Here is a 12,568-nt window from a genome sequence, read left to right as displayed (position 1 = left end):
TTCAACTCAATCGGACTTGTCGCCGCCCGCAAGGTTCTTTTTCGCGCCGGTCTTGAAATCGGTTTCGTACCAGCCGGTACCGCTCAGGCGAAAGCCCGGCATGGAGAGCATTTTCTTGAGTGCCGGTGCCTGGCAGGCAGGGCAGTCGGTCTTCGGCGAATCGCTGATTTTTTGAATGACTTCCATCTGGTGACCGCAGGAAGCACATTGATAGTCATACATGGGCATGGGGATGTCTCGGCAACCTATTAACCACAGCGCTGACCGCGCAGGGCGGCAAAGGGCGAGATTATATATGGTTAACGGGACCTGTGCAGCCGCCGAGCATAACAGACCCTGCCCATTCATCCCGCCCGCCTTGCCGAACCCCCTCTCCAGCGCTCTGGACCGTAGCCAAGCTAAGGATTCAACAGGTGCACCACACACACCACCCGAATGAGCCCGCTGAAATTCTTGACCCCGCCGTAACGCAGGTGCACTTCCCTGTCAACGTAGGACAGAATCGCATTGACGGAACAATCATTGGCCTTGGCAATCCTTTCCAGAATTTTCCAATACACTTCCTCGAGGCGCAAACAGGTCGCAAAACCATTAAGCCGCACCGACCTGGAATGGGGCTCGGCCAGCCCCATGTTAAAATCCTCGACAAAAGGATCGATACCAACCTTGACCAGCTTGCCCGCTCCTCTGCCAACGCGTTCAAATACTTGAGACATATATACACCATTCACTTGATACCACAGTCAAAAAAAATTAGTTAAACGACGATCTCGCATCGACACACCGCTATAAAACATTAACGAAATATTTACATCCAGCAGAACAAATAACTATGAACGTAGGACGCATCCATAAAAACACCAAGACTTCAGCACCCGCCACGCCATCTAAAACCACCCAACAAAACCTTCAAACAAAAAAATATAAAATTATCAAAAAAAGTAATGGCGATAATTTTTTACCACACACACGAAAATAAAGTCGTCACGACCGCAACAGGCCATGCGACTAACAAAGGGACTACCAACAACACTGAATAGTGTTACAGCACACACTGACAGTCGGGCAGAGGGGTGCGATACCTATCGCTGGCGATTCAAGCCTTGCGCGCGAATCCCGGCCTCCAAAGGCCAAAAAAAGGGCCCAAACCCCGAAAACAGGCTTGAACCCTTGCCAGCCACCCTTGCCGGACCTCAAACCCTCAGGGCTGGGTCGACGGCACGAGCATACTATTGACGACTTAGTTACCCTCAAGCAGAGCGCGCAACATCCACGCTGTTTTCTCGTGCACTTGCATGCGCTGAGTCAACAAATCCGCGGTAGGCTCATCACTGACCTTATCGAGCAACGGAAAGATACCACGCGCTGTACGCACAACAGCTTCCTGCCCCTGCACCAATTGCTTGATCATATCTTCGGCGGCAGGCACACCCTCTTCTTCCTTGATCGAGGAAAGTCGAGCATAGGTGGAATAAGTTCCCGGCGCAGGGAAGCCCAGCGCACGGATACGCTCGGCGATCGAATCGACCGCCAGGGCCAATTCGTTGTATTGCTCTTCGAACATCAAGTGCAAGGTGCGAAACATTGGGCCACTGACATTCCAGTGGAAGTTGTGCGTTTTAAGATACAGCACATAAGTATCCGACAACAGACGAGACAAACCTTCCACGATCGATTTGCGATCTTCTTCACTGATACCGATATCGATTGCCATATAATTCCCCTTCATATGATGGTCTTCACCAAGCAGGTGCGGACCCACTCTAGCAAGAGTCCGGGAAGCGCGCAGCCTTTGTCGGGGGCCGACACCCGGTTAATCCATTTCTCACTTGACGCCGGTCAGATTTCGCCCCGCAAAGCCGGGCTCCGCCCTTCCCCAGGACAGCCGGCCAGGCGCCTGATTTGAGTAGGCCAAGGCTTTGCTGTTAAATAGACATCGTGCCGTCGCCACCGATCATCCTGATGGTGACGCATAGGCTGACTTTACCCACGCCTGCCACCCCTCATTTTTATCCAGGGGCTTGCATCGTGAGCTCAGCTCTTCCTGTGATCTGCCTTAACGTGAGTCAAATAAAATGTTGAAAATCGTCCACCTCCTGACGGGCGCCGCCGCTTTGCTGCTGTCCTTTGTCCCCAGCCTGCAAACCGTTGACGCCGCTCCCTACCTGCAACAACCCGACGCTCTGTACCTGGCCCTGTTCGGCCTGCTCAATCTGATCCTCGCTCCAGTCATCCCGCACAGAAACAAAGGCCCGCGCCACCAGCTGCAAAACCTTGTCAGCGCGCTTTTGGTCCTCGCGGTCGTACTGCAAACGCTGACTCTGCTTGCTCAACTGGAAATGGCCGGCCAACCTGCCACCCTGTTCAGCCTGCTGAGCGCAGTGGCCGCCGTGATTCTCCATCTGGCCATCAGCTTTTACCCATCCCACCGCACCAGCAGCGCCGCTCCCAGCTACGACATGAGCAACCGCGATACCGGTACGGTCAAATGGTTTAACACCTCGAAAGGATTCGGCTTCATTTCACGCGATTCGGGCGACGACATCTTCGTGCACTTTCGTGCAATCCGTGGTGAAGGCCACCGCGTACTGGTCGAAGGCCAACGCGTCGAGTTTTCGGTGATGAACCGCGACAAAGGCCTGCAAGCCGAAGACGTGATCGCCGCACCCGCCCGGCGCTGACCTGCGCGCATAAAAAAACCGCGATGCAGCCTGCTGCTCGCGGTTTTTTTTGCCCGGCCAAACCGGCTATTAATAATGAGGCGGCGGCGCCTCCTCTTCAGCGCTTTCAAACTGCCCCATCATCTCCTCGTGACGCTTGAGCAATGCCGCCATCTGAAGCTGCAGACGCTCGACCACACGCTGCTGCTCAACCAGCACATCGTTGAGCGCCTGGATCGTGTCATCCTGAAAGGCCAGACGACTTTCCAACTCGGTAACGCGCGCTTCCAGAGTCATGATTCAAGCCTCCACAAAACGAAAGTCATTACCCAATTGGCCCTGAAGTTGCGCGCGAATGGCAGCAACCTGTTCAGGCGTGTAGGGTTTGGCCGGGTGCCGACCCCATACAGGCCCCGGCCAGGCCACATCATTACGATGGCGAACAATGACATGCATATGCAGCTGACTGACCACATTACCCAATGTGGCCACATTCAACTTGTCCGCTGCAAAAATTCGCTTCAGCTTGCCCGCCAGGGCGGTAGTTTCCTGCCACAACGCTAGTTGGTCGGCGGCATCGAGCTCGAATAGTTCAGTGATATCCACTCGGCGAGGAACCAGGATAAACCACGGATAGTTTGCATCGTTGGACAGCAGCAAACGGCACAGCGGGAAGTCGCCGATCGGCAGGGTATCTTGTTGAAGACGCGAATCCAGAGCAAACACCTAGAAATCTCCCGGGGTAACAAATTAAACGCGCCGCAAAAGCGCCTGAAGGCATACCTGCGGACTGTCACCTGCAGGATACCCGTGAACGGCAATCCGTTCACTGCGTTGTAGGATCTAATAAAGAAGAAAGGCCAAGCGCGATGTTATTTCCTACAGACATCGCTTTCAGGAATGCACTCGCTGCAAGCCGGTTTTTACTTACAACGCCCCAAAATGGAACAACACAACCCATGCACCCACATTGTGACCGGAAAAGCACTAACGGTCATCGCTCCACCCACCTGCCTTTCAGCTGCCATGACCGCGCTTGACGCGTTACCGGCCCTGCGGCGTGCCACTCTTTTGCACCTCCGAAACCTTCGAACGACCACCCAAGCGCTACTTTTCGCACCAAAATGAAGCTCGCCAGCTAAACTCAGAGCGCTCAATATCCGCCAATTACCCAACCCAGGCGCCAGGACGGTAACGTTTGCGCCTGAAAACCTGCGCCAGCCTGATCCGAACGTCCGCGTCAAGACCAAACCAAAAGTTCTTAGACCCCCGGTTTTATGAGGGATTGAGCCCACGAGAAGGCAAAAGTGAAAATTTTGTGAAGCGGCGGCGTTTTTGTGCACGCTTGTTGCATTAGTGCTCACATGGTCGGCAAGACGCTTGTTGAGCTCTGCGACAAATAACAACAGCTGCACGGTGTAACCATGGAGTTTTCGGTGTTGGGGGGCATAGAGCATTCCTTTCTATGCTCAAGCCATTGGAAACTGCGCTGTAGTTGTACAACTTTTAACCAAAAGTTGTGATTTGCGACATGGACACCACATTTTGCGACATTGTCGCAAAGAAGCTGAAAGGTTTGTTTTGCAAGTATCGCCAACATGGTCTGCGTGATATAAGTTTGCGCCGACACAAAAAGAAAGAGCCGCCCAGATAAAAAAACAGGTGGGACGGCAGTACTCTTCCTAAAAACCAAAGGAGCAAATCACGATGCGCGTGATGAAGTGGAGCATGATCGCCCTGGCAGTAGCCGCAGCGGGCAGTACCCAAATGGCAGCAGCTTCCAGCCAGTCCGAGTCGAAGGGCTTCGTTGAAGACAGCAACTTCGGCATTAATACTCGTGCGCTCTATTTCAGCCGCGATTTCCGTAACAACCCGGCTGGCACGCAAAGCCGCCGGGAAGAAACCGGCCTGGGCTTCCACGCTCTGTTCGAGTCTGGCTTCACTCAAGGTCCAGTTGGTTTCGGTGTTGACGCTATCGGCCTGCTGGGCGTCAAGCTCGACAGCGGCAAGAGCCGCTCCGGTACCGGCATGTTCCCTACCGGTTCCGATGGTCGCTCGGCAGACGACTTCTCCGAAGCCACTGGCGCGGTCAAGATGCGCGTCTCCGATACCGTGCTGAAGTGGGGCGGCCAGTACACTGCAGTTCCAGTTTTCGCGACCGACGACAGCCGCCTGCTGCCTGAAGTTGCCGAAGGCTTCTCCTTGAACAGCAAGGAAATCAACGGCCTGGACCTGAACGCCGGTCACTTCACCGCGCTCAACGCTCAGGACCAGACCCACCACGACAGCCTGAACCTGACCACTACTGACTTCATTGGTGGCTCCTACGCAATCACCGACGGTCTGTCTACCTCTGTGTACTATGCAGAAACAGAAGACTTCTGGCGCAAGTGGTACGGCAACGTGAACTTCAGCGTGCCGCTGGCTGACGATCAAGGCCTGGTGTTCGACTTCAACATCTATAACACCAAGAGCGAAGGCGCAGCTCTGTACACCGCTTTCGACGGTGACAAGCTCGACAACAACGCCTACAGCTTCTCCGGCGCCTACACCTTCCTGACCGCCCACACCGTTACCCTGGCTTACCAGAAAGTTTCCGGTGACGGCGACTACGGTTACGGCGTAGACGGTGGCGGCACCATCTTCCTGGCCAACTCCGTTGCTCGTTCGGACTTCAACGCCGAAGACGAGAAGTCCTACCAGGCTCGCTACGACCTGAACATGGCTTCCTACGGTGTTCCAGGCCTGAGCTTCATGACCCGCTACGTCAAAGGTACCGATGCCAACGTGGCCGGCACCGACGACGGCAAAGAGTGGGAACGCGACATCGAAGCCAAGTACGTAGTCCAGGAAGGTCCTGCAAAAGACCTGAGCCTGCGTCTTCGTCAAGCAACCTACCGTTCGGGCGACGGCGTTTACTACGGTTCGCCATCGATCGACGAACTGCGTCTGATCGTCAACTACCCGCTGAACATTCTGTAATTCAGAATCTCGCAGGTAGCTACACCCTGAAAAGCCCGGCACTGCCGGGCTTTTTCTATTTACAGGCAGGCAAACGACACACAAGCAGCCTACCGCCGGGAACCAGTATCGCGGCTCAATCGACCTCAATCCTGTACGCAACCGGATCACCACCGTACAATGCCAGGTCATTTTCAGTCATAGCAACCGACAACGGCCAACCATGCGCACCAGTCAATATTTGCTCGCCACTCAGAAAGAAACCCCTTCCGACGCGGTCGTCATCAGCCACCAGCTCATGCTGCGGGCCGGCATGATCCGCAAGCTCGCTTCCGGTCTTTACACCTGGCTGCCGATGGGCCTTCGTGTGATGCGCAAGGTCGAAGCCATCGTGCGCGAGGAAATGAACGCGGCCGGTGCCCTGGAAGTCCTGATGCCGGGCATTCAGCCAGCCGAACTGTGGCGGGAATCGGGTCGCTGGGAACAATACGGCCCGGAATTGCTGCGCATGAAGGATCGCCACGACCGCGACTTCTGTGCAGGCCCTACCCATGAAGAAGTCATCACGGATCTGGCCCGCAACGAGCTCAACAGCTACAAGCAGTTGCCGATCAACATGTACCAGATCCAGACCAAATTCCGTGACGAGATCCGCCCGCGCTTCGGCTTGATGCGCGGCCGCGAGTTCATCATGAAGGACGCCTACTCCTTCCACGTCGACCAGGCTTCCCTGCAGGAAACCTACGATCGCATGCACCAGGCATACTGCAATGTATTCACTCGCCTGGGCCTGAACTTCCGTCCGGTACAAGCCGACACGGGTTCGATCGGTGGCACCGGTTCGCACGAGTTCCATGTACTGGCCGATTCCGGTGAAGACGATATCGCCTTCAGCGACACGTCCGACTACGCCGCCAACATCGAGAAGGCCGAGGCCCTGCCACGCGAAACTTCGCGCCCGGCGCCTACCGAAGAACTGCGCCTGGTCGATACGCCAGACGCCAAGACCATCGCGCAGCTGGTCGAAGGCTTCAACCTGCCGATCGAGAAAACCATCAAGACCCTGGTGGTGCACGCGGCCGAAGAAGGCAAGCTGATTGCACTGATCATCCGTGGCGATCACGAGCTCAACGAAATCAAGGCGGCCAATCTGGAACAGGTTGCCAACCCATTGGTCATGGCGACCGAAGCCGAGCTGCGCGCAGCCATTGGCGCCGGTGCCGGCTCGCTTGGCCCGTTGAACCTGCCCCTGCCCTGCATCATTGACCGCTCGGTAGAACTGATGAGCGACTTTGGCATCGGCGCCAATATCGACGACAAGCACTACTTCGGCGTGAACTGGGAACGCGATCTGCCGGTCCCGACCGTCGCAGACCTGCGCAACGTAGTCGAAGGCGACCCTAGCCCGGACGGCCAAGGTACGCTGGTTATCAAGCGCGGCATTGAAGTGGGCCATATCTTCCAGCTGGGTACCAAATACAGCGAAGCCATGAAGTGCCAGGTCCTGGGCGAGAACGGCAAGCCCGTCACCCTGACCATGGGTTGCTACGGTATCGGTGTTTCCCGGGTAGTGGCCGCTGCGATCGAGCAGAACTACGACGACGGCGGCATCATCTGGAGCGACGCCCTGGCGCCCTTCCAGATCGCCCTGGTACCGCTGCGCTATGAGACCGAGCTGGTTCGCGAAGCCACCGACAAGCTCTATAAAGAGCTGACGGCCGCCGGCTTCGAAGTCTTGCTCGATGATCGCGACAAGAAAACCAGCCCGGGGATCAAGTTCGCCGACATGGAACTGATCGGCATTCCGCACCGTATCGTGGTCAGCGATCGCGGCCTGGCCGAAGGCAACCTTGAATACAAGAACCGCACCATCGGTGAGGCCCAGGCCATTCCTGTCGCCGACGTGCTGTCTTTCCTCCAAGCTCGCATCCGTCGCTGATAGCCAAATCAAGAGTAACCATGTTCAAGCGAAGTACCTTAACCCTCGGGGGCGCCGCCGTATGCGGCGCCCTGTTCCTCAGCGGCTGCGCCAACCATATGTCCCAGCGCAGCGAGCACGAGGAGCGCATCGAGCGCAAGCTGCTCGATCACAGCCTGCAGATCGATGTCGGTGAGCCCAAGGTACTTGAGCTTCCGCAACGTCGCGTGCGGATCCATGAACAGAAGACGTTCGAAGTCACTGAATTCGAAGTTACCCGTCGCTATGATCGCTACACACCGTACCAGGCCTGGCGGGAGGTCTATGAAATCCCCCTGGGCGCTGTAGCAGTGGTGGCCGGCGTTGGCGCGAACGCGCTCAACGTGATCATGCTCGGGCGCCTTCCCGATTCCGCGACCAAGGACTGGATCAGTTATGGTTTTGCCGGGCTCAACCCGGCCATGAACGTACAGTCCAACGGCCGGGCCCAACAGAACCTGGCCGGTATTACCGAGGTTCAACAGGACAAGCGCCGCGAGTACACCAGCCTGCCCTGGAGCGAGCGTCCGGTGCTGGTCACGGCCGGCAAGCAGACCCATGACCTGAGCACTGATCGCAATGGGGTGTTGCGCCTGAACCTGCTCGACAGCCCTTTCTCCGAACAGAACCTCAATCACATCGGTACCCTGCGATTGGCCGTCGAAGATGAAGACGACAATGTGAAGGCCGATGCCAGCCTGCTGGTCAGCGGCACCTTGCGCGGCAAACTGCTGGAAGCCCACGCCTTGATCTTCGACGACCTGGAAGACGACGAAGTCAACCAGTGGGTGCATCGCGTCAAGCGCCTGTCGGAACTGGGCCTGGAGGAAGAAGCCAGCGAACTGGAGCAAAGCCTGATCGAACTGACCCGCAACGACCCGGAACTGCAACAGGAGTTTCTCAAGTCGCTGACCAAGGACGCCGGCCGTCTGGTAGCCGACCCGGGCTCATCCTGATCTCAACCCGTTGCCCCCCGATGTGCCAGCCCGCTGGCACATCCCCTCCTCGCTACAACGCAAACAACTCCAGTTGCTCATGCTTCCCGCGCAGGTCCAGCAAGCGCACACCGATACCCAGTAGCCGCACCGGTTTGCCGCCTCGCGCGAAGGCTTGCGTCAATAGTTGCTGGTAGCTGTCCAGATCACGGCCCGCGCCCGTCTGCTCGAGCGTCGTCTGGCTGAAATCATGAAACTTCACTTTGACGAACGGCTTGCCGGGCCGGTAACTGCTGTCGATGCGCGCCATACGCCCTGCCAGAGTCTCCAGCAACTCAGGCAGCTTACCCAGGCAGCTTTCCAGGTCAGGCAAATCGGTGTCGTAGGTATTCTCGACACTGATTGATTGGCGACGACTGTCGTTTTGTACTGCGCGGTCATCAATACCCCGTGCCAGGTTCCAGAGACGCTCGCCGAAGCTGCCGAATTCGCGCACCAATGCCAGCTTGCTCCAGTCACGCAACGTCAGGCAGTCAACAATTCCCAGCCGCCCCAGCTTGTCGGCGGTCACTTTGCCGACGCCATGTAACTTGGCGACCGGGAGCATGGCGACAAAGTCTTCGACCTCGGCCGGGGTGATCACGAACAACCCATTGGGTTTGCGCCAGTCGCTGGCAATCTTGGCCAGGAACTTGTTCGGCGCCACGCCGGCCGAGACGGTGATATGCAATTGGTTCGAGACCCGGCGCCGGATGTCCTGGGCAATGCGGGTGGCGCTACCGGAAAACCGAATGCTGTCGGAAACGTCCAGATAGGCCTCATCCAGCGACAGAGGCTCGATCAGCTCGGTGTAGTCGCGCAGGATCCCATGGATTTCTCGCGAGGCTTCCTTATAAGCCTCCATCCGCGGCTTGACGATGATCAGGTCGGGGCAGAGGTTCAACGCATGCCGCGAAGACATCGCCGAACGAACGCCATAGGCCCGCGCTTCATAGTTGCAGGTGGCAATGACCCCGCGCCGATCGGCCGACCCACCCACAGCCAGCGGCTTGCCGGCCAAACGGGGGTCGTCACGCATCTCGATGGCTGCGTAAAAGCAATCGCAATCAACGTGGATGATTTTGCGCTGGGTCATGGCGTCTTGAAGTGGGAAAGTTCGTACGAAGTGAAGCGGCAGTATCTCACCCGGCAGCGTTATTTTCTCAATGTCGAACACCCAATCAATGAATCTGCATTTATTTTATCAATCAAAAACACCTCACCAATAGAGCCAAAACCCTTACGCCACCTGCCCTGCAGCCTTTTTCCCCACGCCTAAGCGCTTGAACAAAAAAGGTTTTCTGTAAATCAGCGGTTGACATGCCCGGGAATTTCTGTAGAATTCACTCCACAGACGCGGGATGGAGCAGTCTGGTAGCTCGTCGGGCTCATAACCCGAAGGTCGTCGGTTCAAATCCGGCTCCCGCAACCAAACATCAAAGAAGGCCACTTGAAAAAGTGGCCTTTTTTGTTTGTGTCGATTTTCTGCCACGCTGACATTTATTTGGCAGATTGTGCGATTAACGGTTGACACCAGCGCGCCTGCCTGTAGAATCCGCCCCCACAGACGCGGGATGGAGCAGTCTGGTAGCTCGTCGGGCTCATAACCCGAAGGTCGTCGGTTCAAATCCGGCTCCCGCAACCAAACAACAGAAAAGGCCACTTGAAAAAGTGGCCTTTTTTGCGTCTGCGCGTCCCGACTCCCCAGAAGTACCAAGCCCTGCAACGACTGGGCGTAGCCGCTGCCGCCAGGCTGTCGCAGTGGCGCACCAGCTGGAGTCCCGCAGGGGCTCCCCAGCGATTTCAAGATCTTGCGCCTGCTGCGCACGCGAGGATTCATCGCCAGACGACAAGACAATGCGTAGCTCAATGCCGCGAAGCATAGCGCAGCACTCGTCGTATTTCCCTGCATAAGGCTGGTCAACTGCGCCGTGCGCCGCTAGAATTGCGCACTTTTTGATCAGAGGCGCTGCAAGCGCCCAACAGGACAGTGGCGCAACCTGGCGACACTGGCCCAATTACACCGAGGTTTGCCATGTCCACCACTCCTGTGCCGTCCGCTCCAAAGGTTGGCTTCGTCTCTCTGGGTTGCCCCAAAGCCCTGGTCGACTCCGAGCGCATCCTGACCCAGCTGCGCATGGAAGGCTATGAAGTCGTGTCCACCTACCAGGACGCCGATGTCGTGGTGGTCAATACCTGCGGCTTTATCGACACTGCCAAGGCCGAGTCCCTGGAAGTGATCGGCGAAGCCATCGCCGAAAACGGCAAGGTCATCGTGACCGGCTGCATGGGCGTCGAAGAAAGCGCCATCCGCAACGTGCACCCCAGCGTACTGGCCGTCACCGGCCCACAGCAGTACGAGCAGGTGGTCAATGCCGTCCACGAAGTGGTGCCACCCAAGCTCGATCACAACCCCCTGATCGACCTGGTTCCGCCACAAGGGATCAAGCTGACCCCGCGCCACTATGCATACCTGAAGATTTCCGAAGGCTGCAACCACAGCTGCAGCTTCTGCATCATCCCGTCCATGCGCGGCAAGCTGGTCAGCCGTCCGGTCGGCGACGTACTCAGTGAGGCCGAGCGCCTGGTCAAGGCCGGCGTCAAAGAGATCCTGGTCATCTCCCAGGACACCAGCGCCTATGGCGTAGACGTCAAGTACAAGACCGACTTCTGGAACGGCCAGCCGGTGAAAACCCGCATGCTGGAACTCTGTGAAGCCCTCAGCACGCTCGGCGTCTGGGTGCGTCTGCACTACGTCTACCCGTACCCGAACGTCGACGACGTGATCCCATTGATGGCCGCCGGGAAAATCCTCCCGTACCTGGATATTCCTTTCCAGCACGCCAGCCCGAAAGTCCTCAAGGCCATGAAACGCCCGGCCTTTGAAGACAAGACCCTGGCGCGAATCAAGAAGTGGCGCGAGCAGTGCCCGGACCTGATCATCCGTTCGACCTTCATCGTCGGCTTCCCTGGCGAAACCGAGGAAGACTTCCAGTACCTGCTCGACTGGCTGACCGAAGCCCAGCTCGATCGCGTCGGCTGCTTCCAGTACTCCCCAGTGGAAGGCGCGCCGGCCAATGACCTGGACGCTGAAGTGGTACCGGACGAGGTCAAGCAGGACCGTTGGGACCGCTTCATGGCTCACCAGCAGGAAATCAGCGCCCAGCGCCTGCAACTGAAGATCGGCAAGGAAATCGAAGTCCTGATCGACGAGGTCGATGAACAGGGCGCGGTAGGTCGCTGCTTCTTCGATGCCCCGGAAATCGATGGCAACGTCTATATCGAAAGCGACAAGGACCTCAAGCCAGGCGATAAAGTCTGGTGCCGTGTGACGGACGCCGACGAGTACGACCTTTGGGCCGAGACCATCTGAGTCCACCCTTGAAGAAAGCCCCGCCCACTATGGCGGGGCTTTTTTTTGCAACTATCTTTTACCTTGGCGGCCACTGAACGATAGTAGGCAACATCACCCACAAGGAGGCTGGTTGCATGCGCACTCACTCGGTCATTCGTACCCCGAAGCAGAGTGATTACCCCGAATTGACTCGCGTGTGGGAAGCCTCGGTGCGCGCCACCCATGGCTTCCTGCCCGACAGCTATATCACCCTGCTCAGAGAACTGGTGCAGAACCAGTACCTGGACGCCTTGATGCTGATCTGCTGCAAGGACCAGCACCAGCGCATCACCGGGTTTGCCGGGGTGGCTGCCGGCAAGGTCGAAATGCTCTTCGTCGACCCGCGAAATCGCGGCCGGGGCATCGGCAAACAACTGCTGCGCTATGCCATGGAACACCTGAACGCCGATGAACTGGACGTCAACGAGCAAAACGACCAGGCGGTGGGCTTCTACTTCAAACAAGGTTTCGAAGTGATCGGTCGTTCGGAACATGACGGCATGGGACAACCCTATCCCCTGCTGCACCTGCGCTTGAGACGCACACAATCGGCTCAGCTGGGCTGACAGTTCGGTCCGAGGAAAAGGTCGGCCGGCTCCGAGATTTCACGCAACACGCGCGT

The 12,568-nt window shown here is 57.3% G+C and carries 12 protein-coding genes and 2 tRNA genes; 8 read left to right on the top strand and 6 right to left on the bottom strand.

The features are described from left to right. Window positions 1-6: 6 nt before the first annotated feature. From NVV94_RS06420 to NVV94_RS06410, 3 genes are all read right to left on the bottom strand, one after another. Entirely contained in the window at window positions 7-228 is a 222-nt protein-coding gene (locus NVV94_RS06420; protein ID WP_258446391.1) for a zinc ribbon domain-containing protein, read from the bottom strand. A gap of 170 nt (window positions 229-398) precedes the next feature. Then, complete coding sequence (locus NVV94_RS06415; RefSeq protein ID WP_258446390.1) at window positions 399-716, bottom strand: ribbon-helix-helix domain-containing protein; 318 nt, start codon at window positions 714-716, stop codon at window positions 399-401. 524 nt (window positions 717-1,240) lie between these two features. Beyond that, on the bottom strand, window positions 1,241-1,714 hold the full coding sequence (locus tag NVV94_RS06410) for a Dps family protein (RefSeq protein ID WP_258446389.1): 474 nt from the start codon (window positions 1,712-1,714) through the stop codon (window positions 1,241-1,243). 361 nt (window positions 1,715-2,075) lie between these two features. On the opposite strand from NVV94_RS06410, the gene NVV94_RS26685 reads away from it, so the two are divergent. Further along, window positions 2,076-2,681 (top strand): cold-shock protein, encoded by a 606-nt coding sequence (locus NVV94_RS26685; RefSeq protein ID WP_309304280.1) that lies wholly within the window; start codon window positions 2,076-2,078, stop codon window positions 2,679-2,681. A 69-nt stretch (window positions 2,682-2,750) separates the two neighbouring features. Here NVV94_RS26685 and NVV94_RS06400 read toward each other — a convergent pair whose 3' ends face one another. Further along, on the bottom strand, window positions 2,751-2,957 hold the full coding sequence (locus tag NVV94_RS06400; RefSeq protein ID WP_258446388.1) for a SlyX family protein: 207 nt from the start codon (window positions 2,955-2,957) through the stop codon (window positions 2,751-2,753). A 3-nt stretch (window positions 2,958-2,960) separates the two neighbouring features. Next, complete coding sequence (locus NVV94_RS06395; RefSeq protein WP_258446387.1) at window positions 2,961-3,386, bottom strand: HIT domain-containing protein; 426 nt, start codon at window positions 3,384-3,386, stop codon at window positions 2,961-2,963. 981 nt (window positions 3,387-4,367) lie between these two features. On the opposite strand from NVV94_RS06395, the gene NVV94_RS06390 reads away from it, so the two are divergent. The 3 genes from NVV94_RS06390 to NVV94_RS06380 all read left to right on the top strand — a co-directional run bounded on the left by NVV94_RS06390 (window position 4,368) and on the right by NVV94_RS06380 (window position 8,534). After that, a complete protein-coding gene (locus NVV94_RS06390) occupies window positions 4,368-5,642 on the top strand; it encodes an OprD family porin (protein ID WP_258446386.1) in 1,275 nt (424 codons plus the stop codon). A gap of 202 nt (window positions 5,643-5,844) precedes the next feature. Then, a complete protein-coding gene (locus NVV94_RS06385; protein ID WP_258446385.1) occupies window positions 5,845-7,560 on the top strand; it encodes a proline--tRNA ligase in 1,716 nt (571 codons plus the stop codon). A 20-nt stretch (window positions 7,561-7,580) separates the two neighbouring features. Continuing rightward, window positions 7,581-8,534, top strand: a complete 954-nt coding sequence (locus tag NVV94_RS06380) for a hypothetical protein (RefSeq protein ID WP_258446384.1) — start codon at window positions 7,581-7,583, stop codon at window positions 8,532-8,534. Between the two features lie 52 nt (window positions 8,535-8,586). On the opposite strand, the gene dinB is transcribed toward NVV94_RS06380, so the two are convergent. Then, window positions 8,587-9,648, bottom strand: a complete 1,062-nt coding sequence (dinB, locus tag NVV94_RS06375) for a DNA polymerase IV (RefSeq protein WP_258446383.1) — start codon at window positions 9,646-9,648, stop codon at window positions 8,587-8,589. Window positions 9,649-9,907: 259 nt separating this feature from the next. Here dinB and NVV94_RS06370 point away from each other — a divergent pair. From NVV94_RS06370 to NVV94_RS06355, 4 genes are all read left to right on the top strand, one after another. After that, a tRNA-Met gene (locus NVV94_RS06370) sits at window positions 9,908-9,984 on the top strand. 136 nt (window positions 9,985-10,120) lie between these two features. After that, a tRNA-Met gene (locus tag NVV94_RS06365) sits at window positions 10,121-10,197 on the top strand. 390 nt (window positions 10,198-10,587) lie between these two features. Beyond that, entirely contained in the window at window positions 10,588-11,925 is a 1,338-nt protein-coding gene (rimO, locus tag NVV94_RS06360) for a 30S ribosomal protein S12 methylthiotransferase RimO (RefSeq protein WP_258446382.1), read from the top strand. Window positions 11,926-12,041: 116 nt separating this feature from the next. Further along, entirely contained in the window at window positions 12,042-12,512 is a 471-nt protein-coding gene (locus tag NVV94_RS06355) for a GNAT family N-acetyltransferase (RefSeq protein ID WP_258446381.1), read from the top strand. Window positions 12,513-12,568: the final 56 nt, after the last annotated feature.

This window comes from Pseudomonas sp. LS1212, from assembly GCF_024741815.1.
In the GTDB taxonomy this organism is placed as follows: Bacteria; Pseudomonadota; Gammaproteobacteria; order Pseudomonadales; family Pseudomonadaceae; genus Aquipseudomonas.
The sequence above is the reverse complement of the archived record's forward strand: the minus strand, read 5'-3'. Positions and strand labels throughout refer to the sequence as shown.

What these genes read in the sequence shown, in the direction of transcription:
- NVV94_RS06355 (WP_258446381.1), top strand. Translation starts at nt 12,042, where the DNA reads ATGCGCACTCACTCGGTCATTCGTACCCCGAAGCAGAGTGATTACCCC.
- NVV94_RS06415 (WP_258446390.1), bottom strand. Translation starts at nt 716, where the DNA reads ATGTCTCAAGTATTTGAACGCGTTGGCAGAGGAGCGGGCAAGCTGGTC.
- NVV94_RS06410 (WP_258446389.1), bottom strand. Translation starts at nt 1,714, where the DNA reads ATGGCAATCGATATCGGTATCAGTGAAGAAGATCGCAAATCGATCGTG.
- dinB (WP_258446383.1), bottom strand. Translation starts at nt 9,648, where the DNA reads ATGACCCAGCGCAAAATCATCCACGTTGATTGCGATTGCTTTTACGCA.
- NVV94_RS06390 (WP_258446386.1), top strand. Translation starts at nt 4,368, where the DNA reads ATGCGCGTGATGAAGTGGAGCATGATCGCCCTGGCAGTAGCCGCAGCG.
- rimO (WP_258446382.1), top strand. Translation starts at nt 10,588, where the DNA reads ATGTCCACCACTCCTGTGCCGTCCGCTCCAAAGGTTGGCTTCGTCTCT.
- NVV94_RS06400 (WP_258446388.1), bottom strand. Translation starts at nt 2,957, where the DNA reads ATGACTCTGGAAGCGCGCGTTACCGAGTTGGAAAGTCGTCTGGCCTTT.
- NVV94_RS06380 (WP_258446384.1), top strand. Translation starts at nt 7,581, where the DNA reads ATGTTCAAGCGAAGTACCTTAACCCTCGGGGGCGCCGCCGTATGCGGC.
- NVV94_RS26685 (WP_309304280.1), top strand. Translation starts at nt 2,076, where the DNA reads ATGTTGAAAATCGTCCACCTCCTGACGGGCGCCGCCGCTTTGCTGCTG.
- NVV94_RS06385 (WP_258446385.1), top strand. Translation starts at nt 5,845, where the DNA reads ATGCGCACCAGTCAATATTTGCTCGCCACTCAGAAAGAAACCCCTTCC.
- NVV94_RS06420 (WP_258446391.1), bottom strand. Translation starts at nt 228, where the DNA reads ATGCCCATGTATGACTATCAATGTGCTTCCTGCGGTCACCAGATGGAA.